At 39.0% G+C, this 24,371-nt stretch carries 24 protein-coding genes and 1 rRNA gene; 13 read left to right on the forward strand and 12 right to left on the reverse strand.

From position 1 onward, the window contains the following. The first annotated feature begins 62 nt into the window (after positions 1-62). A 5S ribosomal RNA gene (rrf, locus tag AC27HL_RS17000) occupies positions 63-177 on the forward strand. Between the two features lie 93 nt (positions 178-270). Next, the gene (epmA, locus tag AC27HL_RS17005; protein WP_487082246.1) at positions 271-1,248 is read left to right on the forward strand and encodes an elongation factor P--(R)-beta-lysine ligase; all 978 of its coding nucleotides are present in this window, start codon (positions 271-273) and stop codon (positions 1,246-1,248) included. A 3-nt stretch (positions 1,249-1,251) separates the two neighbouring features. Here the strand turns inward: epmA and glnG are convergent, their stop codons facing one another. From glnG to glnA, 4 genes are all read right to left on the reverse strand, one after another. Beyond that, complete coding sequence (gene glnG, locus AC27HL_RS17010; protein ID WP_487082247.1) at positions 1,252-2,661, reverse strand: nitrogen regulation protein NR(I); 1,410 nt, start codon at positions 2,659-2,661, stop codon at positions 1,252-1,254. After that, positions 2,658-3,746 carry a nitrogen regulation protein NR(II) gene (gene glnL / locus AC27HL_RS17015; protein ID WP_487082248.1) on the reverse strand — a complete coding sequence of 363 codons (1,089 nt, stop codon included), beginning with the start codon at positions 3,744-3,746 and terminating at the stop codon, positions 2,658-2,660. The genes glnG and glnL overlap by 4 nt, the downstream gene beginning before the upstream one ends. A 76-nt stretch (positions 3,747-3,822) precedes the next feature. After that, positions 3,823-4,317: a DUF4124 domain-containing protein gene (locus tag AC27HL_RS17020; protein ID WP_487082249.1), complete on the reverse strand. Its 495-nt coding sequence runs from the start codon at positions 4,315-4,317 to the stop codon at positions 3,823-3,825. 146 nt (positions 4,318-4,463) lie between these two features. After that, positions 4,464-5,870, reverse strand: coding sequence for a glutamate--ammonia ligase (gene glnA, locus AC27HL_RS17025; protein WP_487082250.1), 1,407 nt, complete (start codon positions 5,868-5,870; stop codon positions 4,464-4,466). Positions 5,871-6,172: 302 nt separating this feature from the next. Between glnA and typA the strand changes: the two genes are divergently transcribed. From typA to dtd, 6 genes are all read left to right on the forward strand, one after another. Next, entirely contained in the window at positions 6,173-8,005 is a 1,833-nt protein-coding gene (typA, locus tag AC27HL_RS17030) for a translational GTPase TypA (protein ID WP_487082251.1), read from the forward strand. 315 nt (positions 8,006-8,320) lie between these two features. Continuing rightward, positions 8,321-8,503, forward strand: coding sequence for a hypothetical protein (locus AC27HL_RS17035; protein ID WP_487082252.1), 183 nt, complete (start codon positions 8,321-8,323; stop codon positions 8,501-8,503). Positions 8,504-8,548: 45 nt separating this feature from the next. Then, complete coding sequence (locus tag AC27HL_RS17040) at positions 8,549-8,707, forward strand: hypothetical protein (RefSeq protein ID WP_487082253.1); 159 nt, start codon at positions 8,549-8,551, stop codon at positions 8,705-8,707. 188 nt (positions 8,708-8,895) lie between these two features. Beyond that, positions 8,896-9,768: a virulence factor BrkB family protein gene (locus AC27HL_RS17045; protein WP_487082254.1), complete on the forward strand. Its 873-nt coding sequence runs from the start codon at positions 8,896-8,898 to the stop codon at positions 9,766-9,768. 87 nt (positions 9,769-9,855) lie between these two features. Then, positions 9,856-10,830, forward strand: coding sequence for a prolyl aminopeptidase (gene pip / locus AC27HL_RS17050; protein ID WP_487082255.1), 975 nt, complete (start codon positions 9,856-9,858; stop codon positions 10,828-10,830). Continuing rightward, positions 10,831-11,268, forward strand: coding sequence for a D-aminoacyl-tRNA deacylase (gene dtd, locus AC27HL_RS17055; protein ID WP_487082256.1), 438 nt, complete (start codon positions 10,831-10,833; stop codon positions 11,266-11,268). A gap of 23 nt (positions 11,269-11,291) precedes the next feature. Here the strand turns inward: dtd and AC27HL_RS17060 are convergent, their stop codons facing one another. Further along, entirely contained in the window at positions 11,292-12,059 is a 768-nt protein-coding gene (locus tag AC27HL_RS17060; RefSeq protein ID WP_487082257.1) for a polyamine aminopropyltransferase, read from the reverse strand. Positions 12,060-12,115: 56 nt separating this feature from the next. Here AC27HL_RS17060 and AC27HL_RS17065 point away from each other — a divergent pair, with 56 nt between their 5' ends. From AC27HL_RS17065 to AC27HL_RS17080, 4 genes are all read left to right on the forward strand, one after another. Then, positions 12,116-13,012: a bifunctional GNAT family N-acetyltransferase/hotdog fold thioesterase gene (locus AC27HL_RS17065; protein ID WP_487082258.1), complete on the forward strand. Its 897-nt coding sequence runs from the start codon at positions 12,116-12,118 to the stop codon at positions 13,010-13,012. Positions 13,013-13,089: 77 nt separating this feature from the next. Then, positions 13,090-13,566, forward strand: coding sequence for a nuclear transport factor 2 family protein (locus AC27HL_RS17070; RefSeq protein WP_487082259.1), 477 nt, complete (start codon positions 13,090-13,092; stop codon positions 13,564-13,566). 95 nt (positions 13,567-13,661) lie between these two features. Further along, the gene (locus tag AC27HL_RS17075) at positions 13,662-14,507 is read left to right on the forward strand and encodes an NAD(P)-binding domain-containing protein (RefSeq protein ID WP_487082260.1); all 846 of its coding nucleotides are present in this window, start codon (positions 13,662-13,664) and stop codon (positions 14,505-14,507) included. 33 nt (positions 14,508-14,540) lie between these two features. Next, positions 14,541-14,864, forward strand: coding sequence for a hypothetical protein (locus AC27HL_RS17080; RefSeq protein ID WP_487082261.1), 324 nt, complete (start codon positions 14,541-14,543; stop codon positions 14,862-14,864). A 90-nt stretch (positions 14,865-14,954) separates the two neighbouring features. On the opposite strand, the gene AC27HL_RS17085 is transcribed toward AC27HL_RS17080, so the two are convergent. The 7 genes from AC27HL_RS17085 to hutC form a co-directional block, all read right to left on the reverse strand. Then, positions 14,955-15,893 (reverse strand): SPFH domain-containing protein, encoded by a 939-nt coding sequence (locus AC27HL_RS17085; protein WP_487082369.1) that lies wholly within the window; start codon positions 15,891-15,893, stop codon positions 14,955-14,957. Beyond that, the gene (locus tag AC27HL_RS17090) at positions 15,890-16,807 is read right to left on the reverse strand and encodes an SPFH domain-containing protein (protein ID WP_487082262.1); all 918 of its coding nucleotides are present in this window, start codon (positions 16,805-16,807) and stop codon (positions 15,890-15,892) included. The genes AC27HL_RS17085 and AC27HL_RS17090 overlap by 4 nt, the downstream gene beginning before the upstream one ends. 56 nt (positions 16,808-16,863) lie before the next feature. Next, a complete protein-coding gene (locus AC27HL_RS17095) occupies positions 16,864-17,316 on the reverse strand; it encodes an NfeD family protein (RefSeq protein WP_487082263.1) in 453 nt (150 codons plus the stop codon). Between the two features lie 137 nt (positions 17,317-17,453). Then, complete coding sequence (locus AC27HL_RS17100) at positions 17,454-18,173, reverse strand: helix-turn-helix domain-containing protein (RefSeq protein WP_487082264.1); 720 nt, start codon at positions 18,171-18,173, stop codon at positions 17,454-17,456. A 366-nt stretch (positions 18,174-18,539) separates the two neighbouring features. Further along, positions 18,540-20,561 carry a urocanate hydratase gene (gene hutU, locus AC27HL_RS17105; protein WP_487082265.1) on the reverse strand — a complete coding sequence of 674 codons (2,022 nt, stop codon included), beginning with the start codon at positions 20,559-20,561 and terminating at the stop codon, positions 18,540-18,542. A 14-nt stretch (positions 20,562-20,575) separates the two neighbouring features. Next, positions 20,576-22,093: a histidine ammonia-lyase gene (hutH, locus tag AC27HL_RS17110; RefSeq protein WP_487082266.1), complete on the reverse strand. Its 1,518-nt coding sequence runs from the start codon at positions 22,091-22,093 to the stop codon at positions 20,576-20,578. A gap of 69 nt (positions 22,094-22,162) precedes the next feature. Then, positions 22,163-22,873, reverse strand: a complete 711-nt coding sequence (hutC, locus tag AC27HL_RS17115; RefSeq protein ID WP_487082267.1) for a histidine utilization transcriptional repressor HutC — start codon at positions 22,871-22,873, stop codon at positions 22,163-22,165. A 231-nt stretch (positions 22,874-23,104) separates the two neighbouring features. On the opposite strand from hutC, the gene hutI reads away from it, so the two are divergent. After that, entirely contained in the window at positions 23,105-24,346 is a 1,242-nt protein-coding gene (hutI, locus tag AC27HL_RS17120) for an imidazolonepropionase (RefSeq protein WP_487082268.1), read from the forward strand. The last annotated feature ends 25 nt before the right edge of the window (positions 24,347-24,371 follow it).

Here is a 24,371-nt window from a genome sequence, read left to right on the forward strand (position 1 = left end):
TTTTTTGTCAAAACTTTATGACTTAGCTAATTTATAAGTTAATTAATTCATAACGTTTTTTGTCTGATGACAATAGCGCTGTAGACCCACCTGATCCCATGCCGAACTCAGAAGTGAAATGCAGTAGCGCCGATGGTAGTGTGGGAGTTCCCATGTGAGAGTAGGACATTATCAGGCTTCTTTTCCAAGCCCTTGTCTTTTGACAAGGGCTTTTTTCGTTTACAGTAGTGCTAATTATTCAAATCAAATTATTATTGAGCGATAAAATACATGTCATGGCAACCGAGTATAAGTTGGCAGCACGCTAAACAACGTGCCAAACTACTGGCAACTATAAGAGAATTCTTTACCACACGTGATGTTATTGAAGTTGAAACACCATTGTTGTCAAATGGGACAGTTACAGATGTACATTTAGACCCTTTTGTTACTCATTTCAATTACTCCGCTGATAGCAGCATTGAAGAGTCAGTTGCACTTTATGCACAAACTTCGCCTGAATTTGCGATGAAGCGACTTTTAGCCAGTGGCTACGGCTGTTGCTATCAAATATGTAAAGCATTTCGCCACGAACAGCACGGGCGCCATCATAATCCAGAGTTTACTATGCTTGAATGGTATCGGCTTGGTTTTGACCATTTCCAACTGATGGACGAGGTTGCTAAGTTGTTAGAGGTTGTTTTAGGTTGTAAGGAAGTAGAAAGTGTTAGTTATCAGGATTTGTTTTTACGTGAAGTTAATATTGATCCCTTAACCGTAACGAGAACGCAATTACTGGCACTAATTACAGACCACGAGGTGTTGAGTGATTGGTTGGTATCTGAAAATGACATTGACACTTTATTGCAGTTCGTCATGTCGGAAATAATCGAACCACGGATAGGTAAAGAAATTCCATGTTTTGTTTACAATTTCCCTGCTAGTCAAGCGTCATTAGCAAAGATATCTACAACCGATAACAGGGTTGCCCAGCGTTTTGAATGTTATTTTAAAGGAATAGAGTTGGCGAACGGCTTTAATGAGCTTACAAACTCCGAACAACAGTTACAAAGATTTCAATTAGATAATGAAAACAGAATGAAAATGGGTAAAGAGCAGCGACCAATTGATTACAATTTTATCGCCGCTCTAAATCATGGCTTACCCGAGTGCTCAGGCGTTGCATTGGGAGTCGATAGGTTACTTATGTTAGCAATGAATATTGACTCAATTGATCAGGTTCTTAGTTTTCCAATAGCAAGTGCATAAAAGTCATAAGTCTGGCATATCGAGCTCTTTCAGTTTTCTTGTTAGGGTGTTTCTTCCCCACCCAAGACGCTTAGCTGCTTCTTGTTTATGCCCTTGCGTATGTTTTAGCGCACTATTTAGCAGTACTTTTTCGAATTCGGGTAGGGCACGTTCAATAATATTGCTGTGTCCTTGACTGAGTTCATTCGTCACCCATAATTTAAGGCTTTCCTGCCAAGTTTGCTGTGAGTTATCGCTGGTTACGGCTTTTTCTGTTAATTCGCTAGGTAAATCATCCAATATGATCTCTTTACCACTTGCCATAACTGTTAAAAAGCGGCAAATATTTTCGAGCTGTCTAACGTTACCAGGCCAGTCACACTGCTCTAGATATTTTAAAGTTGTTTTGTGTAAGGACTTACTTTCTACAGATAGCTCGTTTGCCGCTTGTTTTAAAAAATGTAGTGCTAGTTGTGCGATATCTTCTTTGCGTTCGCGAAGACTAGGAATGTGTATTCTGATGACATTTAGTCGATGGAATAGATCCTCTCGAAATTCGCCCGAATTTACTCTTTCTTCCAAATTTTGATGGGTAGCCGCAATGATTCGTACATCGACTTTTATTGGTGAGTGTCCGCCAACACGATAGAACTGCCCGTCAGCGAGCACTCGTAACAGACGTGTTTGTATATCTAGTGGCATGTCGCCAATTTCATCTAGAAAAAGTGTGCCTTGATGTGCTTGTTCAAACCGCCCTTGTCTAACAGCGTTGGCGCCGGTAAATGCACCTTTTTCATGACCAAATAACTCCGATTCAATTAAATCTTTTGGTATAGCGGCCATATTCAGTGGAATAAAAGGTGCTTTCGAACGAGGACTATGCATATGTAATGCATGAGCAACTAATTCTTTACCTGTACCAGACTCACCGTTAATTAATACGCTGATACTAGAACGAGATAGTCGGCCTATTGCTCTAAAAACCTCTTGCATTGAAGGTGCTGCGCCAATAATGCCAACATTGTCGACAGAAGGAATATTAAGTTGTTTTTTTGATTTTAGTTCCTGAGCATGTGTTAAAGCTCTATGAGTAAGCGAGATAGCATCTTCTATATCAAAAGGTTTAGGTAAGTATTCGAATGCACCACCTTGATAGGCGTTTACTGCACTATCTAAGTCAGAGTGAGCAGTCATGATGATGACAGGTATATCGCTATATTTTTCGTTGATTTGGCTAAGCAAACTCATACCATCAATATTCGGCATACGAATATCTGAGATAATAATTTCTGGCTGACTGTGATCAAGTGCAACAAGTAAGTCTTCTGGATTGTGGAATGTACCAACGCTAATATTTGCATTTGACAGTGCTTTTTCAAGCACCCAGCGAATTGAACTATCGTCGTCAACTATCCAAACTTGTTCTGTTATCATTGATTTATCTCGCTGCTAAATGGTAATAAAATGGTAAATTCGGTATAGCCTGGCCTACTTTTGCAGGATAATTTACCGTGATGTTGATGAATGATGGTTTGGCAAATAGATAACCCTAAGCCGGTACCTGATGCTCTACCAGAGACCATGGGATAGAATAGGGTACTTTGGATGTTTTCCGGAATACCTGGGCCATTATCAATAATACTAATTTGCGCGCATAACTTTATACGCTTGCCATTAATCGTTTTGTTACTTGCTGCTCGAGTTTTTAAAGTGATTTGCTTACCTGAGTCTAAAACTTGTATCGCATTGTTAACTATGTTGATAACGGTTTGCTGCAATTTGTCTTGGTCAAATACTAAGTCAGGTATTGATGGATCATAATCACGTTTTAGAACGATATTCTTTGGATTGTCGAACTGAATTAATTGGAATACTTTTTCAATTACTACATGGATATTTTGCAGTTTCATAACCGGTAACTGGTTAGGCCCTAGTAAGCGATCAACCAAATTGGTTAGTCTATCGGCCTGTTCAATAATCATGGCAGTGTATTCTTTTTGCTCGCTATTTAGCTCTAAATCTAACAATTGCGCGGCTCCACGCAGACCGCCTAGAGGATTTTTGATCTCATGTGCTAAGCCACGTATTAAGTCACGGGCTGACTCCCATTGTTGCTGTTGAAATGCCTCAGCACTGATTTGCTTTTGTTGATCAATTTGTTTGAACTCGAGCAATATATGCGGCAGGTTTTCAAATGTTACCGACGAGGCAGTTATTTCAACCGTAATCTGCCTATGGTCAAAAAACTCTAACGTAACATCACTGTCACTAAATTCTTGCCCGGTTATAAGCAACTGCTGTAAGCGTTTATTATTAATTGGTGTATTGTAAAAAACTTGCTCAATAGGCTGTTGATATAATTTACTTAAGCTTTTTACCAATAATGCTTCAGCGGCCGGATTGACATAACAAACTGCAAGCTGCTGGTCTAATACGACAACGGCAGTTACCATTTGGTTAGGTAATGCTTGCTGATAGTGCAATTTTAGCTTTTTTAAATTTATGGCATTATTCGACATCATCATCCCTTGCACCATAATGGTGCGTTAAGTAACGAGTGTAAATAATTATGGTGCAATGTGCACTTAAATCTTGCTAGTTAGTCTTATTAACTGAGACCCTATGCATATAAAACGTTACAGGAGAAGATGTAGCAATAACCTTGCCTTTATCGCCAAGTAAGGCCATTTTTATTTGATGCTCACCTCTGTCGATATTTCTTAAAACAAACATAGAGTGGCTTTGAGGTTTTTCATACGGCTTATCATCTAAATATAATTGAATTTTTAGACCACGTTTAAAAATAGGTTGGATGCGACCTGAAACATATACTGAGCCGGTATTGTCGCGTACAGTAGCGTTATTCTCGGGTTGGGTGATACTTACTTGATATTCTTCTTGGATCACTTTTGGGGTGATATCTAATATTGAAGTATCAACTGAAGACTTAACAGTATTGGGTTCTTTTACTTCGACTTCTTCAGCACCTGGTTTTGGGCTATCTGAAAAAACTAATACTCCTTGCTCATTACGCCACACATATATTTTGGCCGAGCCTGCAAACAACGGCGCAGCGTAGGTAAATAACATAAAAAATATGCATATGCGTGCGATATAAATCAAAAGCAAAGTTCCTGTTCCATAGGTCTATCTCTTAATCTATCCAAATATTATACTTTTCGCCACAAAAAAAGCTCACCGAGGTGAGCTTTTTATTAACTAACTTGTTGAATTAGTTACACGCTGTAATACATATCGAACTCAACAGGGTGTGTAGTTGAGTTTAATAATTCCACTTCATCGCGTTTTAAACCAATGTAGGCATTGATCATATCTTTATCCATAACACCACCTTCTGTTAAGAAGTCCATGTCATTTTCCAAAGCATCAAGTGCTTCTTCTAATGAAGCAGCAACTTGTGGAATTGCCAATGCTTCTTCTGCTGGAAGGTCGTATAAGTCTTTATCCATAGCATCGCCAGGATGGATTTTGTTTTTAATACCGTCAAGGCCAGCCATTAACATAGCAGAAAATGCTAAGTAAGGGTTTGCTGTTGGATCAGGAAAACGAACTTCGATACGCATTGCCTTTGGTGATGGCACAATTGGTATACGAATAGAAGCTGAACGGTTACGTGCTGAATAAGCAAGCATAACCGGTGCTTCAAAACCCGGAACAAGACGTTTGTATGAGTTAGTAGATGCGTTAGTGAAGGCATTTAGCGCTTTAGCGTGCTTAATGATACCACCAATGTAGTAAAGTGCAGTTTCAGATAACCCGCCGTACTTATCACCAGAGAATAAGTTTACACCATCTTTCGCTAAAGATTGGTGAACATGCATACCCGTGCCGTTGTCACCTACAATAGGCTTAGGCATGAACGTCGCTGTTTTACCGTATGCATGAGCTACGTTATGCACAACATATTTGTAAATTTGTACTTCATCTGCTTTTAATACCATAGTATTAAAACGACAAGCAATTTCGTTTTGACCAGCCGTTGCCACTTCATGGTGATGTGCTTCAACAACTAAACCCATTTCTTCCATTACTAAACACATAGCAGAACGTAAGTCTTGTGAAGAATCAACAGGAGCAACTGGGAAGTAACCGCCTTTAACGCCTGGACGATGGCCGTGGTTACCGTCTTCGTAGCTTGTACCAGAATTCCACTTCGCTTCTTTATCATCAATTTTGTAGAATGAACCACTCATATCTGTGTGAAATTTAACGTCATCAAAAACGAAAAACTCAGGCTCTGGACCAATTAGTACAGTATCAGCGATGCCTGTGCTACGCATGTAATCTTCAGCGCGTTTTGCTACAGAACGTGGGTCACGGCTGTAACCTTGCATAGTTGCTGGTTCAACAATGTCACAACGAATGTTTAATGTTACGGCTTCGGTAAATGGGTCAAGTACGGCTGACGCAGCATCTGGCATCATCACCATGTCAGATTCATTAATACCTTTCCAACCTTCAATTGACGAACCGTCAAACATTTTTCCGTCTTCGAAGAAGTCTTCATTTACTTGATGATGAGGAATTGAAACGTGTTGCTCTTTACCTTTTGAATCGGTAAAGCGTAAATCAACAAACTTGACGTCATGTTCTTTAATTAAATCTAAAACTGCGTTTGACATTGAATAGTCTCCGGTATCGTTAGTTCTTTAAATTTCAAAAAATTAATTTTGTATTGCTAGAGCATAAGCGAGTATTGTGCCAAAGATAAAGTTATTGATATTTAAGGGTTTTGTTTTTTATTGTTATATCGATTGCACTGTTTTGGTGCGTTGTTTGGTTTATATTGGTGCGTATGCTCTAAATTGGTTCTCTTCTGTATGTTAGTTGAAAAGTGCTATCTATATAGTAATAAATTTATATTTTTTAATATGGTGTATTTAAACAGACTTCTCCTGTACAATACGCGCCCAATTATAGCCCTATGAGCAAAACGCCCGTGTTAGATAAATTACGTAATGTTGCCATCATCGCCCACGTTGACCATGGTAAAACAACTTTGGTTGATAAATTATTAGATCAGTCAGGTACGCTTGACGCAAGAAATGGTCTAGAAGAACGTGTTATGGATTCCAATGATATCGAAAAAGAACGCGGTATCACAATTTTAGCAAAGAACACTGCAATTAACTGGGGCGAATATCGTGTAAATATTGTAGATACCCCAGGCCATGCTGACTTTGGTGGTGAAGTTGAACGTGTAATGTCAATGGTAGACTCAGTACTACTGATTGTTGATGCACAGGAAGGCCCTATGCCTCAAACACGTTTCGTAACTAAAAAAGCATTTGCTCAAGGTTTGAAACCAATTGTTGTTATTAACAAAATTGATAAACCAGGTGCTCGTCCTGAATGGGTTATGGATCAAGTATTTGACTTATTTGACAACCTAGGTGCAACTGACGACCAGTTAGATTTCCAAGTAGTATATGCTTCAGCAATTAATGGTTGGGCTTCTATGGAAGAAGGTGTTGAAGGTACGGATATGACACCATTGTTCCAAACTATTGTTGACCAAGTGCCTGCCCCAGATGCCGATGCAGACGCGCCATTTCAAATGCAAATCTCACAACTAGATTACAGCTCTTATTTAGGTGTAATTGGTGTTGGTCGTATTACGCGCGGTAGCGTTAAGCCAAATCAACAAGTAACAATTGAGTGTGCTAACGGTAAAGTTCATAACGGTAAAGTAGGTAAGGTATTTGGTTACTTGGGACTTGAGCGTAATGAAACAGATATGGCCGAAGCTGGCGATATTATTGCTATTACTGGTTTAGGTGAGCTGAAAATTTCAGATACGATTTGTTGTCCGTCTGAAGTTATTGCTTTGCCACCATTATCGGTCGATGAACCAACAGTGACCATGACCTTCCAGGTAAATACTTCACCGTTTGCGGGTCAGGAAGGCAAGTTTGTTACTTCACGTAATATTAAAGATCGCTTAGATAAAGAGCTTGTTCATAACGTAGCATTGCGTGTTCAACAACTTGATGATCCTGATAAGTTTAAAGTATCAGGTCGTGGTGAACTTCACTTAGGTATCCTAATTGAAAACATGCGTCGTGAAGGGTACGAGTTAGCGGTTTCTCGCCCTGAAGTTATTATGCGAGAAGTTGACGGCCAAATTGAAGAACCATATGAAACAGTGACAATTGATGTTGAAGAACAGCACCAAGGTCCAATTATGGAAAAAATGGGTGTTCGTAAAGCGGAACTTACTGATATGGCGCCCGATGGTAAAGGCCGTATTCGTATGGACTTCATTATGCCAAGTCGTGGCTTAATTGGTTTCCAAACAGAATTTATGACATTAACTTCAGGCTCTGGTTTGATTTATCATACTTTCCTACAATATGGTCCTCATAAAGGTGGCGATATTGGTCAGCGTCTAAATGGTGTAATGATCGCCAACGCTACAGGTAAAGCACTAACTAACGCACTTTTCAATTTACAATCTCGTGGTCGTATGTTGATTGGCCATGGTCTTGATATCTATGAAGGTCAAATTATCGGTATTCACTCACGTGATAACGATTTAACCGTAAATGCGCTTAAAGGTAAGCAGTTAACTAACGTTCGTTCATCAGGTAGTGATGAAGCGCAAACATTAACGCCACCTATTTTAATGTCTTTGGAGCAAGCGTTAGAATTTATTGATAATGATGAATTAGTTGAAGTGACGCCTGATAGCATTCGTATTCGTAAGAAGTTCTTGAAGGAATCTGATCGTAAGCGTGAAAGCCGTACAGCTAAATAGTTTTTAGCTTCACTGCTTATAAAAACCACCGAAGGAAACTTAGGTGGTTTTTTTATGCTATTTTGTCTGCAGACTAGACACTGTTAATGTAAGACATATCTCAAAATACTATAGGCCATAGTCAAAGCTAATTTTTTGATTGAATTTATTGTCAACAAAAACAGCTTGTTAAAGACTTACAATCTTATCTCTTCTGCCCGCAGGCTAAACCTCTAGATATTTTTCTTTTAAGTGCCTTTTACAATTCGATGCGACTGCTATATTTAATACACTAAAATACCACCGTGTAATTAATCGCTTAGGAAGGCAGTAGCTATGGAACCTAGTAAATTATTACGATTAAGTTGTTTGTTTGAAAAAGCTGTTGCGAATAATGCTAAGCTATTGGAAAAACGTGAACTTAATGAATTATATAATGAATTTATTAATGATGGCCGTGATTTTAAAGCAAGTAATACAGTTCAGTTTCCTATAGGTTCAAGAAGAACAGCGGGTTAAAAAAGTAAAACATAAAAATATAATAATAATTAAAAGGATGTTTCCATGTCTCCTGAGCAATTAAATACATTGCAGAAGCTAAGCCAATTATTTGAAGATGGATTAGCCGGGCCAAAACAAATCAAGCAATTATCAGAGCTACTATCTGAAATTAATCAATTGTCTGAAAATCCAGAAGATGACTTTGAAAGATTGTATACCTAACTATTTCCTTGCTACCACTCTATCGAGTATTAAGCCATTCAGCGCTTCTATACTGGGATGTTTTTAAAATTCCAAATTTTCTGCTCAGTAAACATCTCAATGTACTACCGTTTTTTTCAACATTCCCTTACTATATAACTAAAACAGCTTTAAATAGCTGAATTCGTTAATAATGAATAATGGTGTCTATGTTCTCAAAACTTGAAGAAATTAAGCAACATCAATATGTGAAACGCACATTTAGTTTTACCATGTTATTTTTCAACAACTTGAAAAAGGAACATATTCATGTCACGGCAGGCTACTTATCATATGTAACATTAATGTCATTAGTGCCACTGATGGTTGTTATGTTATCTGTGATGACTGCTTTTCCAATTTTTTCAGATATTCGTGAAATAATAGAAAATTTTGTTTACCAGAACTTTGTTCCGGCCTCAGGGGATGTGGTGCGAGAGCATATTACTGGCTTTGTCAGTAATGCCTCTAAAATGTCAGCGGTTGCTATAACCGCGCTTTTTGTTTTTGCTATGTTACTGATTTCTGCCATTGATAAATGTTTAAATAAACTATGGCGAGTTAATGAAAAACGACGTGTAATGACGTCTTTTTCTATGTACTGGATGGTATTAACACTTGGGCCTGTGCTTGTGGGAAGTAGTTTGGTAATGACTTCTTATATTATCTCACTAGTTTCTATTGGCGATTATGATTTACTCGGTTTAACCAATATTTTTGTACGTGCGTTACCTTTGTTCGCTTCTATTGCGGCATTTTTTATTCTTTATATGGTGGTACCAAATAAGATAATACCAGCAAAATTTGCTTTGGCTGGCGCGACTCTTGCGGCTATATTATTTGAAATCGCCAAAAAGTCATTTGCAATTTATGTGACGCAATTACCATCTTATCAAGCCATATATGGTGCATTGTCGAGTATTCCTATTCTATTTTTGTGGGTATATTTAAGTTGGCTTGTCGTCTTGGTTGGCGCTTTATTTACTGTTTCATTGGAAGATTTTGAGTCTCAGCGTTTATCTGCTCAAAAGGACGTTCTCTAACAAATGCATAGTTGTGTGCTAAAACTTAATATCGCAATTTAAGGGGTTAGAAACTAAACTGAGTATGTTCTCTTTAAAGGGGGAGATATGTCTAGACTGCTTTATCCAAATATAGCGCCATATCAAAAGGAATGGTTAGACGTTACTGGCGGTCATAAGGTTTATATTGAACAGTCAGGTAACCCAAATGGTATAGCTGTTATCTATTTACATGGTGGACCTGGGGGCGGAAGTTGCCCAAATCATCGTCGCTATTTTGACCCCGAAAAATACCGTATTATATTAATGGATCAAAGAGGTTGCGGTCGCTCTATACCTTCTCCAAGCTTAAAAAATAATACCAGTGCGGACTTGATTGCAGATATAGAATTTATTCGTCAACACTTAAATATTAATAATTGGTTAGTTGCTGGCGGCTCATGGGGAACAACTTTAGCTATTCTTTATGGCATTAAATACCCGCAAGCTATTTTAGGCTTTATTCTTCGTGGAATATTCTTAGGTACTAAACGTGAATATCAGTGGCTATATAATAATAATGGTGCTGCCCGTTTTTTCCCTGAATATTATCAAGAGTTTTCTCAGCATGTTTTCGCAAATCAGCAAAAGGGTTTAGTACAGCAGTATTACGATGTGTTAACGGGCAATAATGAAGTGGCAGTTATTGCTGCCAGTAAAGCTTGGTGCTTATGGGAACTACGATTGTCTAGCATTGAACATCATCAGGTTGAAATGAGTCATATTGAAGATGCTCATCAAGCTCTGTGTATGGCGAAAATATCAAGCCACTACTTTACCAACAATTGCTTTATTGAAGATGAATTTATACTGGAAAACTTAGCCGATGTTTCAGAGATCCCTGCGATAGTATTACATGGTCGTTATGACATGGTTTGCCAGTTAGATAATGCCTATAAACTTGTCCAGAATTGGTCAAATGCTCAATTGCAAATATTACCGCAGGCTGGGCACGGTGGTTTTGAATCTCAAACTATTGATGGATTTTGCAAAGCAGCAGATACTATGGCTCAATTTATAACTGAGCAGGGAAATAACGAATAAATGATCGCATTATTGCAAAGAGTATCTGAAGCTAGTGTTAGTGTTGAAAATGAAGTGGTTGGTGATATCGAACAAGGCTTACTAGTGTTATTGGCCATTGAGCCTAAAGACACTGAAACCAAAGCTAAGCGTTTAGCTCAGCGTGTTGCAGGTTATCGTATTTTTGAAGACGATAACGGTAAAATGAACTTAAATGTAAAGCAAGCCGGCGGAGATATTTTAGTTGTCTCTCAATTCACCTTAGCGGCGGATACCACAAAAGGTTTAAGGCCTAGTTTTACCAGTGCCGCTAGCCCAGAAATGAGCATAGATTTATACCAATATTTCTGTGCCCAACTGCGAGATTTAGGTTTTAAAGTGCCAACGGGTATTTTTGGGGCAGATATGAAAGTAAGACTTCTTAACGATGGTCCAGTAACAATTAATCTGCAAATCTAAATATCTGTTAACTACTTTAATTGTTAGGCATTAACGTGCTGAGAAAATAGTTTTCGCCATCGAGTGTATTGCCAAAATGGTAAGTAGGAATGCTTATTCCGTTTTTTCAAATTAGCAATTTGCCAATGACTTGGTATGAGGTGGATAACGATATTCAGATAACGTGGAATGTGAAAATATATAATGTTATGACTCGTTTGTAATTGCTTAAGTATGGTTAAGCAAAGGTTGATTTCATGATCATCTAAGTCAGGTAAATTGATGGTTAAGCAGGCATTGTTTGTTAAATTGTCTGTCAACGCGGTTAACAATTCAACACGGCGCTGAAAGCTGGCGGTATGGTGTTGATAAACATCACACAGCATCCAATCTATAGCATTATTTCTTAATTGTTTAGTATCTGTCAGCCAACTCATGGCATCGGTATTTATCAGTTCTATTGAACTGTTAGCGGTTTTGAAAAAATTATTGTAGCAATGAATTACTTCACTAGAGAGTTCGATACTTGTTACGCTAGTATGTGGCGCAATGTTTTTGATAAAGCGGCTTAAATTACCACCGCCTAAGCCTAATTCTGCGACATTCTCAGGCTTGAAGAGTAATAATGGCATTAATGCCGCATATTGATGTGGCAGCGTTAACTTTTCAGGCTGGCGTAAGTGCATGATACTTTGAATAACATCATCAAACATCAGCCAACGATAGTAGGCATTTTGATAAATGGATATTTGGTCTTGTTCATTGCTAAGGTAAACTAACTTACCTTGATTAACATGTTGAGCAAGTTTCACGTGTTGTTAACATCCTGTGATAAAAGTAATAAAAGTAATAAGAGTAATAATAGACAATGTACAAATGTAGGCCGCCACAAAATCAAGCCGAATTCGATAGTTACTACCAACTTCGTTGGCAAATACTTCGCAAGCCATGGCAACAACCGCTAGGAAGTGAAAAAGACGAGTTGGAAGCGCAATCATATCATCGCATTATTGTTGACGATATGAATAATATTGTTGGTGTTGGTCGAATGCATAAAACAGGGCAATATTCGGCTCAAATTCGTTATATGGCCATTGCTGAATCAGCACAAGGGCAGGGTTTAGGTAAACTATTGCTAACTGAATTTGAGCAACTAGCTAAAATGACAGGAACTGCTGAGCTGATCTTAAATGCGCGTGAAAATGCTATTGGCTTCTATGAATGTTTAGGCTATCAAAATAACGGTTTTTCCCATACTTTATATGAGCAAATTACACACGTTAAAATGAGTAAGCAGCTTATGGCTCTCAGTAAGCATATACGTGGAGAAGCATCTGCGCTGGAAAGTATTTGGCATCAAACGATTCCGCTAAGTCAGGCGATGAATATCAATATCAGTTACTTTGATCGGCAAGAGTTAATAACGAATTGTGAGCCAAGTTTTAATAAAAACTTACACAATACTATGTTTGCAGGCAGCATTTATACTTTGGCGACATTAACCGGCTGGGGGTGGGTATATTTCGCCTTACAGCAGTACCAACAACAGGCAGATATTGTTTTAGCAGAGGGAAATATTCGTTATTTAGCACCATTAGCAGGTGTTGCTTATGCCAAAACCTGTGTTGATTTGGTAGAAGGCAATGGCGACACATTACGGTTAGGAAAGAATGCCCGCTTTGCCATTAAAGTTGAAGTTTGCTGTGGTGATAAAGTAGTGGCAGAATTTACCGGTAATTACGTCGCGGTTTTAAAAAGAAAATAATGTATGTAAGCCCTGTTAAGCGCAAAAAATTGCGCTATCATGACGTCAATAAAATTCCCGACAAGGAGTAAGTCAATATGTATAAATTTCTTATCAGTTTATTATTTTTTAGTGGTGTTGCTTGGGCAAACCCAGATCTTGATAAAATATTAGATGATTTTCATCAAGCGGCAGCGCAAGCTGACTATACGCGTTATATGGATTTATTGGCTGAAGATGCCATTTATTTGGGAACCGATAGTGGCGAACGTTGGAATAAAGCTGAATTTTCAGCATTTGTTAAACCTTACTTTAGTCAAGGTAAAGGTTGGTTATATCGTCCAATTGAGCGCCATATTACAGCGACTAAAGCTGACAATATCGTATTTTTTGATGAGTTATTAGAAAATAAAAATTACGGCCGTTGCCGTGGCAGTGGCTTATTAATCAACACTAAGCAAGGCTGGAAAATCTTACAGTATAATTTGTCTATTCCAGTGCCAAATGCGATTGCAAATGATGTTGTTGACTCTATTCAAGGCTATCGCACCAACAAAAGCAAAAATATTGGTTAGCAATTTATATCGCTTTTGAGCGAGATAATTTTTTCATATACGAGTAGCAAGTTCGCTAGTTAGAGTTTTATTGTGATTTAGGAGTAAGTGCATTTATGAGTGTCAGCATTATTGGTTGTGGTTGGTTAGGGCAAGCATTAGCGCAAACCTTACAAGCTGAAAATATCAAAGTACTTGCTAGTTATCAGTCTCAGTCAACATTAGATAAACTTAAGCGGTTAAATATTCCCGCGACGAAATTGACTTTACCTCTCACAGTAAATGACAGTGAAAATGAATTTGCTGAGTCACAGGTAAGTAAGGCATTATTTGAAAATGATGTTTTAGTTATTGCTATTCCGCCTCAGTTGAAAAAAGGCCGAATTGACTATCCGTTAAAAATTCGACAATTAGTTGAGTTGGCTGAATTAGGGCAAACCCGACAAATAATATTACTGAATTCTACAGCTATTTATAATGGCTTAGTGGGAGAAGTTGTTGAGGATACTAGCCTAGATTTTAGTGCTGAAAAAGTTGAATTATTAGAAGCTGCGGAGCAAGCAGCACGAGCTTTTTCTAAACAGGTATATATTTTACGTTTAGCGGGTTTGGTTGGCCCTAACCGACATCCAGGTAAGTTTCTTCAATCGGAGCGATTGTTTAAGAATGCCAGTGCACAAGTAAATTTAGTACATCAAGCTGATGTGGTAAATATTATTATGCAATTAGTTAATGCTAGCAATGAAAGTGCTGGCGGTATCTTTAATGTTGTTAGTGCCACAAACAGCACCCGTAAACCCTATTATCAAACGGCTGCCAAGGCCAAAGGTCTGCCTGAGCCTAAATTTGAACATGAAGAGTGTTGTCATGAAGGTAAGAAAATTGTTGGAGACAAACTTCGCCAAGCGTTAAATTATCAATATCAATATGATGACTTGCTACTTTGGGCAAGCGAGTCATAAGTAGTAGCTTTATTTTTCAAGGTTAGAGTTTTTATGGCAAGAAATATTTTTACCAAAACGTTAAAAAAGGTTTACCAGTACAAAGTAGCATTATTATTTATTGCGCTGTGGGCACACGTTTCTTTGCTTAATTTATTTTTTGTTTCTTATACCGGCCCGGTTTTTTTATGGCAAGAAAACAGTGAGCCGTTAACTATTCAAGTGCATTTTTTCATTGCATTAGTCACGACACTTTTTTATTTAGCAATTACAAAATTAAGGCAAGCTAATGCGCTAAAAAAAGTGAAAATTGCTGATAAAGTTTGGCTGGCTTGTTCGCTAGTTCTAGTGTTATCAATAGGCTTTTTATTAATTTAGTTTCGCTATGTTAGTGTGTTGAAAATAAAAAACCGACAATATTGCCGGTTTTTTATTACTTAAGACTCATTGCTTCTTTTCTTAGTTAAGCTACTTTTTATGAATTCCTGCGGTTGCTAGCCACTGTTGAAAATCAAGTAAGTTAGCCGGCAAAATCACTTTGGTTGATTGTTGATTTAAGCCTTTCATTTGCTGTAAATATTGCTCACTTAATTGCATATCTAAGGCTTGTTGACCGCCGGGTTGCTCGATGGCACTGGCGAGCTTGCTAATTGAATCACCCGTCGCTTGTGCAATAGCTAATATTTCAGCAGCTTTACCTTGAGCCGAGTTTATACGTCGTTGTTTTTCACCTTCAGAGAGGTTAATTAACTCCGTCATTTGCCCTTCTGAGCGATTAATACGACTGGCCTTGTCACCTAAACTTTTCGCTAATATTGCTCGACGTTCTCGCTCGGCGTTAACTTGCATTTCCATGGCATTGCGCACAGTGATAGGTGGCGTAATGTTTTTTATTTCATATCTATGTACTCTTATCCCCCAACTTTCACCGGCTTTATCCAACACTTCTACAACTTTCGCACTGATAATGTCACGCTCTTCAAAGGTTCTATCCAATTCTAATGTTCCGATAACTGAGCGGGTTGTGGTTTGTGCCAATTGCATAGCGGCAAAGCGATAATCTGTTATGCCGTAACTGGCTTTAACCGCGTCAACCACTTGAATATAAATAACGCCATCGACTTCGACATTTACTTCGTCTTTCGAGAAACACTCTTGTGGTGGTACATCAATGGTTTCTTCTTTGAGATCTTGAATAAAAGCCACGCGATCAATAAAGGGTAGCAAAACATGAAAACCTGCTGCTAACGTGCAACGATATTTTCCTAAACGCTCAACCACATAAGCGGACTTTGTTGGCACTAAACATATCGCTTGGAAAAACTTAAACGCCAAGTAAAGAAACAGAAATGCCCAAATGGCGAGTACAGCTAAATCAATAGGGTTAGTATTTGCAGGTATCATTATTTCGCTCCTTGAATATTTTTGGTGACTTTGTCCATACCTTGAAAAAAGCCTTCAAGTTTAGCCACGTCATTTGGCACGATAGACACATCAGCCGTTTTCAAAATGCCGCTGGTTTGAGCGATAAACTGTTCGAGTAAACGCATTTTTATCGCTTGGTCACCGCTCGGTAATGCCGCCGCTTTCGCTATTAAGTTAATGCCTTCGGCAGATGCTTGGGTAAGAATTTCTATTTCTTGCGCACGGCCATGTGCTTCGTTAATTTGTTTTTGTTTATCGCCTTCAGAAAGATTGATGGCTTCTTGGCGCTCACCTTCTGACAAATTAATTGTGGATTCTTTTTCCGCTTGCGCTAACGTAATTTCAGCGCGTTTTTGCCGTTCAGCTTCCATCTGTTTTTCTAGCGTATGAATAACATTTTCTGATGGCGTGATATTGCGTACTTCGTAGCGTAATACCTTAATTCCCCAAGGATCTGATGCTTTATCAATTTCTCGCACTATAGTTTCATTTAAGGTATCGCGTTCAGAAAATGTTTGGCTAAGGTTTAATTTACCAATTTCTGAGCGCATAGTGGTTTGTGCTAAGTTGATGCTGGCGCGACGATAATCTTCTATGCCGTAACTGGCTTTAGCGCCGTCCATGACTTGAATATACACTAAGCCATCAACACTAATTTGAATATTGTCACGAGAAATACAGCTTTGTGCAGGAATATCTAACACTTGTTCTCGAGTTTCGTGACGGTAAGCAACCCGATCAAAAAATGGAATTAAAAAATGTAGCCCAGGTTGCATGACGGCGCGAAATTTACCCAAGCGCTCGATTACACATACCTCTTTCATTTGCACGATTAAGACTAGCTTTACCACAATAAACAGCAAAGCGAGAAAAACAAAGGTAATTGTTGCTAGCATAGGTATGCTCCTATTTAGTTAAGATTTCATTAATCTGAAAGTTGATAAATAAATGTTTATTTTGTGGCTTCAACCACTAAAGAGATATTTTCTTTACAAACAATTGAGGCTTTGCTGCCAGCAGGGATCACAGAGCCATCACTTAATGCTGACCAAGTTGTGCCTTGAAACTCTACTCGCCCGGCTTGTGTACCCGGACCTATTTGCTCGATAACATTCACATTTTTACCATAAATATCAAGCTCTTCATGTATGTTTTCTACGCTGGTATCGCCGGAAAAAAAGCGGTCGGTAATAAAGTATGCGGCAAATAAAAGAATTGTTGCCAAAATAAACCAAGTGGTGAGGGTTAATACCCAAGTATCGAGGATGTGCTGATGCACGCCAATAGCTACCAATAATGAAGCAATGGCTAAGTTAATCAAAATACCGCCAGGAACGATGATTTCTAGGCAGCCAAAAATAATAGCGAGAATAATCCAAGTTTCAAAAAATAAAATGTATTCCATTACCACCTCCGATGAAACAGCTACTGTTAACTATTTATTAACAGCGTATTAGAGACGGTAACAAGTTTGACATATTATGTCAAACTTGTTTGGTTTGATTATATTTTTGAGAATCTATAACTATAGGTTAATTAACATTAATCAAATTTAGCGCTAAGTTCTCTATGCTCTAACTTAGCTGCAAGCGGCCTTAATATTCCTTCAGCAATAATTGCCGCATATAATAATACGACTAGGTTAACGGCATAAGCTCGGTGGAATATGATAGCCTCATCAACATTGGTATGAATTGCAATACTACCTATGAGTAGACCAATAAGTGCTGCACCATAAATAAAGTATATTTGTCTTTTAAATATGACTGATAAAAACTCTGTCGCTGGTGTTGGTGATATGTCACTGGCAAACAAGTAGCTAAGTCCTTTGAAGGATTTCAACAATCCAGTGGAGCCAAAAGCAATTACTGTTGCAGCATACATGAATAACAGCACAAACAATAAACTTTGAATGTCTATAAATTGCGATATGCCTCCGGCAAGTATTGCTAGCAATGCAACGACACCTGTTACTACAAGTAACGCTAAAAAACTTTGCATAATATTTTTCCTCTTCCAATTTACATCTAAGGTTGATGAAACAGGGAACAATTCTTTTGGAGAAATATTAAATGCTGCAGCTAGTGCCAATTGAGTTTCCGCTGAACTATTGCCATCTTTTTCTGCGCGTTGAATGGTTCGTAAGCTTAGGCCAGAAGCTTTGGCTAATAACTCTTGTGACCAACCATTATCTTTACGGAAAAATTTAACTCGTTCTGGAGATAAGTTTGAACTGAGCTTATTTAATTGATTCGTGTGCAATGAATACTCCTAAAATGTCATTCTCGTTTCGGTGGCCAATATGCAATTGAGCTGAAAAAATAGCGAGAGTTATGTTACGTCATTATAGCGTCATAGTTACGACAGACCATATTTTATTGACCTGTAGCGAGCTTACCATGTTTCATTGCATCAAAATGCATGGGCGCTATTTTACCGTGAAAGACAAATAGTCTTAGAGAAATTCGGTACATTTACGCTCATTCACATCGATATGTAAGGATATATTAATGTTGTGCTGCCATGGATGGCAAAGAACGACCATGTGATCGCGACATACCGTACATCCTGTGCATAAAAAAGCCAGCAGAAGCTGGCTTTTTAATAACTTAGTGGAATAATCAAATTTTACAGTGATAAGTTAGCTAAAATATCATCTTCAACTAGGTTCGCTAAGGTGACTTTAAGTTTAGGTGTACGTGCCATTTCACGTTTAATGGCAAAGTTTGCCTCTTCGTTACGAGCCCAACTACGACGTGCAATACCATTGTTAACATCGAACAATAACATAGATTTTAGTCGACGCTCTGCTGCTGCTGAGCCGTCAAGTAACATACCAAAGCCACCGTTAGTCACTTCACCCCAACCGACGCCGCCGCCATTATGGATTGAAACCCAAGTTGCGCCGCGGAAACTATCACCAATAACATTGTGAATGGCCATATCAGCAGTAAAACGACTACCATCATAAATATTTGAGGTTTCACGAAATGGTGAATCTGTACCTGATACATCGTGATGATCACGGCCAAGCACTACTGGGCCAATTTCGCCTGCTTCAATAGCATCATTAAAGGCTTTAGCAATTTCCATGCGGCCTTGCGCATCAGCATAAAGAATTCGGGCTTGCGAGCCAACCACTAGTTTGTTTTGCTTAGCGTCTTCAATCCAAGTGATGTTGTCTTGCATTTGCTGCTGAATTTCTTCAGGCGATTCCTGCATGATTTTTTTCAATACACTGGCGGCAATAGCGTCCGTTTTATCTAAATCTTCTGATTTACCTGAAGCACACACCCAGCGAAATGGTCCAAAACCATAATCAAAACACATAGGGCCTAAAATATCTTGCACGTATGACGGGTATTTAAAGTCAATGCCATTTTCCGCCATAACATCGCCGCCGGCGCGTGAAGCTTCTAGTAAAAATGCATTACCGTAATCGAAGAAATAAGTGCCACGTGCAGTATGCTTGTTAACAGCATCAGCATGACGCTTTAGAGTAGATTGTACTTTTTCTTTGAATACTTCTGGCTCTTCACGGATTAATCGATTTGATTCTTCGTAGCTAATGTCTACAGGGTAGTAACCGCCTGACCATGGATTATGTAGTGAGGTTTGGTCTGAGCCTAAATGAACAAAAATTTCTTGCTCATAAAAGCTTTCCCAAACATCGACAATATTACCGATATAAGCAATGGATACCACTTCATCATTAGCTTGTGCTGTTTTTACACGTGAAATGAGTTCGTCCATGTTGTCAATTAGCTCATCTACCCAACCTTGTTGATGACGTTTTGTCGCGGCGTGGGCATTAACTTCTGCACATACGGTAATACAATTAGCAATGTTACCCGCTTTCGGCTGTGCGCCACTCATGCCGCCTAAACCTGCGGTTAAGAATACTTTACCTTGTGGGTTTTCACCTTTATTAAGTACTTTACGAAATGCATTCATCACGGTAATGGTTGTGCCATGTACTATGCCCTGTGGGCCAATGTACATAAATGAACCTGCCGTCATTTGGCCATATTGGGTAACACCTAAGGCGTTAAACTTTTCCCAGTCATCAGGCTGAGAGTAGTTTGGGATCATCATACCGTTAGTTACTACGACACGTGGCGCGTCTTCTGATGACGGGAATAAGCCCATCGGGTGACCAGAGTATAAGTGTAAGGTTTGATCACTTTCCATTTCACTTAAATATTTCATGGCTAATAGGTATTGAGCCCAGTTTTGGAATACTGCACCATTGCCACCGTAAGTAATTAGCTCTTCAGGATGCTGCGCAACAGCCGGGTCTAAATTGTTGTCGACCATCAACATGATCGCTGCGGCTTGTTGACATTTTGCCGGGTAGTCAGTCACTGAACGTGCTTTCATGCTATAGCTTGGTTTAAAGCGGTACATGTAGATGCGGCCAAAGTCTTTTAACTCTTGGGCAAATTCCGTGGCTAATTCTTGGTGCCATTCTTTTGGGAAGTAACGAAGCGCGTTTCTAACCGCCAATTGCTTTTCTTCGCTAGACAGAATGTCTTTACGTTTAGGAGCGCGGTTAGCATTAGCTGGATAAGGTTTAGCTACTGGCAACTCACTAGGAATACCTTGCTTGATTATTTCTTTAAAGCTCAGGGCTGTTTCTTGAGAATTCATCGTGATATTCCTTATTAGTGTTCAACGCTAACGTTAAATGCTTGTGATTTAACTAATGCAATCATGGCATCAATATCTGGTTTCAATAATCTGTCCTCTTCAAGCTTGGCAACTTGTGCTCTGATCACTTGGAAGTTCTGCTCAATAATATCCGAGCATTTATTCGGACGTCTAAAGTCAATGGCTTGTGCGGCATACATCAATTCAATGGCTAGAATTTTCTCTAAATTGCCTAAGATTTGGTTAAACTGTCGACTTGAAATACTACCCATAGACACATGATCTTCTTGGCCCATAGATGTTGGCACACTGTCGGCTGACGGTGGGAAACAAAGTGATTTGTTTTCGGTGACTAATGCTGCTGTGGCATATTGTGGGATCATCATGCCTGAGTTTAAGCCACCAGCGGTGGTTAATAACCTTGGTAAACCGTGTAAGCCTTCCAACAATAAGTAACAACGACGGTCTGAAATATTACCTAATTCGGCAGCTGCAATAGAGGCGTAGTCAAGTACCATAGCCAAAGGTTGGCCATGAAAGCTACCGCCTGAAATCGCTTCTTCGCTACTAATAACTATTGGGTTATCAGTAACTGAATTCATTTCGATTTCAGCTAGCTCTTCTAAGTGATAATAAGCATTGCGTGATGCACCATGTACTTGTGGAATGCATCGCAATGAATAAGGGTCTTGTACACGGTCACATTCTTCATGAGCAGCCATGTTTTCTGAATTTTTAAAGAATTCTCTCATGCGTGCAGCCACTACTAAGTTACCTTTAAAGGCACGGGTTTGATGTAGTTCTTCTCTAAATGGCGACTCACTACCTTGCATACCTTCAATACTCATAGCACCGGTTAGATCTGCTAGGTCTAATAAGTAACGCATTTTAGTTAAGCCAGTGATAGCGTGTGACAGAATAAACTGGGTACCGTTTATTAGCGCTAAACCTTCTTTGGCATGTAATTCCATTGGCTCCAAGTTATTTTCTTTAAGAGCTTGCGCCGCAGGGATAATTTTATCAGCTTGCCCCTCTTCACTTTGCCAGAATTCACCTTCACCAAGTAATGGTAAAAATAAGTGTGAAAGTGGTGCTAAATCACCTGATGCGCCTACTGAACCTTGTTCTGGTACCACAGGGATAAGATCAAGTTCGATAAAGGTTAGCATTCTTTCTACGGTTTCTAAGCGAATACCCGAAAAACCTTGACTTAATGCATGCACTTTGGTGATCAACATCAGTTTTGAAATAGCTTTGGCAATTGGCTCACCAACACCTACCGCATGGGTAATAAGTAGATTTTTTTGTAGTAAATTAGTGTCTTCGGGAGAAATTTGTGTATCGCATAATGGTCCAAAACCCGTATTAATGCCATATACGGCTTCATCAGAAGCGGCCATTTTCTCAACACGTTGGCGACTTGTATTAATTTTATCTAAAGCTTCTTGGCAAAGTTCAGCTTTGATGCTGCCGTTGGCAATACCATTAACAATATCAAGATTTAGACGGTCGATACCATATTTAAACGTCATATTAACGCTCCTAAATTAAAAACTAACTGGCTACTCGGTCGTTATCTATGACTAGCAGCCGTTCAAAAATTAAAAAACTAAATGGCTACCTAAGCGGTATTTATTACCAGGGCTTGTTAAAATAGCCACACTAACAACACCTTGTGTTGACCATGTTCGGCGTTTTACTTGCAAACACGGTGTGGTTGCTGGAATAGCCAGCGCGCTACAAATATCTTGTGTAGCCAATATTGCTTCAACTTCATGGGTTGCTTCTGTCAGTGGTGCTTCAGAAGATAAATACTCATGAGGGGTAATTTGTGTGTAATCCTGTGTTAGGTAATGCGGTACTAGTTTAGGATTAACAAAACGCTGCTCTAATTGAATGGCAGCATTATTTTCAAAATGCAGAACACTTGAAAAAAAGGCTTTATCACTAGGCTTAAGTGCCAATAAAATTGCCATTTCATCATTTACTTCAACCGCTTGTAAGGCAAGCTGGGTGGCATGATGTTGATGGCCACGATCTTGAATTTCATCTGCAATATTACGAATTTCCAACAATGATGATTGCGATTTGAAGGTAGCAACAAAAGTACCTGAGCCCTGCGAACGTACTAATAACCCTTGTTCTGTTAATTCTTGAAGGGCACGGCGTGCAGTCATACGGCTAACCGAAAATTGTTCGGTTAACTCATTTTCTGATGGTACTTTGCTATGTTCAAGCCATTGGCCCGATTCTATTTTTTCACAAATATACTGCTTGATAATGGTATACTTTGCGGGTTTTAATTGTGTCATGCGTATCGCTCGATAAATAGTGGCAAGTTACGAAATTCAAAAGCATCTTAACTTGTATATACAATCTCATTTTTTTTCTGGTAGGTCAATAGTTGTATATACAAGCTTGCTTGTTAATTTATGATCAGCTAGAGTGCCCATAATTAACAAACGCTCACTATACTTGATTATTCTCCTTTATTAATAAAAGGTAGATTAATAGTAGCTTGAATTGAACTTTTTGGAATTTATATGTCTTCACTTAACCGTCATTGGCAAACACTTTGGGTAAATGTAAATCTGGCAACCATGAGCGACGGCTCAAGCAGTTATGGCCAAATTGAAAACGGCGCTTTAGCGGTTACCGCCGGAAAAATTGCTTGGCTAGGACCTATGGCTAAGTTACCTGAGTACGATGTAAAAACAACAGATGTTATTGACGGCAAAGGGGCATGGTTAACACCAGGGCTTGTTGATTGTCATACTCATCTAGTTTATGGCGGCAACCGAGCGAATGAGTTTGAAATGCGTCTTGAAGGTAAAAGTTATGAAGAGATTGCCAATGCTGGTGGCGGCATAGTTTCAACCGTTAAAGCAACACGTGCAGCAAGTGAAAGTGAATTGTTTGATAGTGCACTTAAACGCTTAACTACCTTGCATCAACAAGGCGTAAGTACAATTGAGATAAAATCTGGTTATGGCTTAGACACCAATAATGAAATAAAAATGTTAAAAGTGGCGCAGCAATTAGCAAAAGCATTGCCTGTTACCATTAAAAAAACGTTTTTAGGCGCACATGCCTTACCAGTTGAATATAAAGACCGTGCCGATGATTATATTGATTTAGTTTGCTCCGACATGCTGCCAAAAGTGGCAAGCTTAAAATTAGCTGATGCAGTTGATGTATTCTGTGAAGGCATAGGTTTTAGCGCTGAACAAACGGAACAAGTATTTGCTGCAGCGACGAAATATGGCATACCTGTGAAAGTACATGCGGAGCAATTATCAAATTTAGGTGGCACTGAATTAGCAGCTAAGTATCAAGCCTTATCATCAGATCATATCGAGTTTCTTGATGAAGCAGGTGTAATTGCTATGAAAGCGGCAAATATGACCGCAGTATTATTACCTGGCGCATTCTACTTTTTACGAGAAACTCAATTGCCTCCGATAGAATTGTTACGTAAACATGATGTTAGTATGGCTATTGCAACTGACGCTAACCCAGGCTCGTCACCAATTAACTCTATACAATTAATGCTAAATATGGCCTGTACACTATTTCGTTTAACGCCGGTTGAAGCTCTCGCTGGCGTAACCTGCAACGGCGCTAAGGCTTTGGGAGTTGGTGAGCAAAAAGGCCAACTTGCCGTTGGTTATGACGCAGATATTGCTTGTTGGAATATTCAACAGCCGGCCGAATTGTGTTATCAATTTGGTGTCAACCCGCTACAGAAGTTAATGACCTCTGGTGACATTGTTATTTCCAATTAGAAAGTTGAATGAGTGGTGCTAATAG

It is taken from the genome of Colwellia aquaemaris, assembly GCF_057548755.1.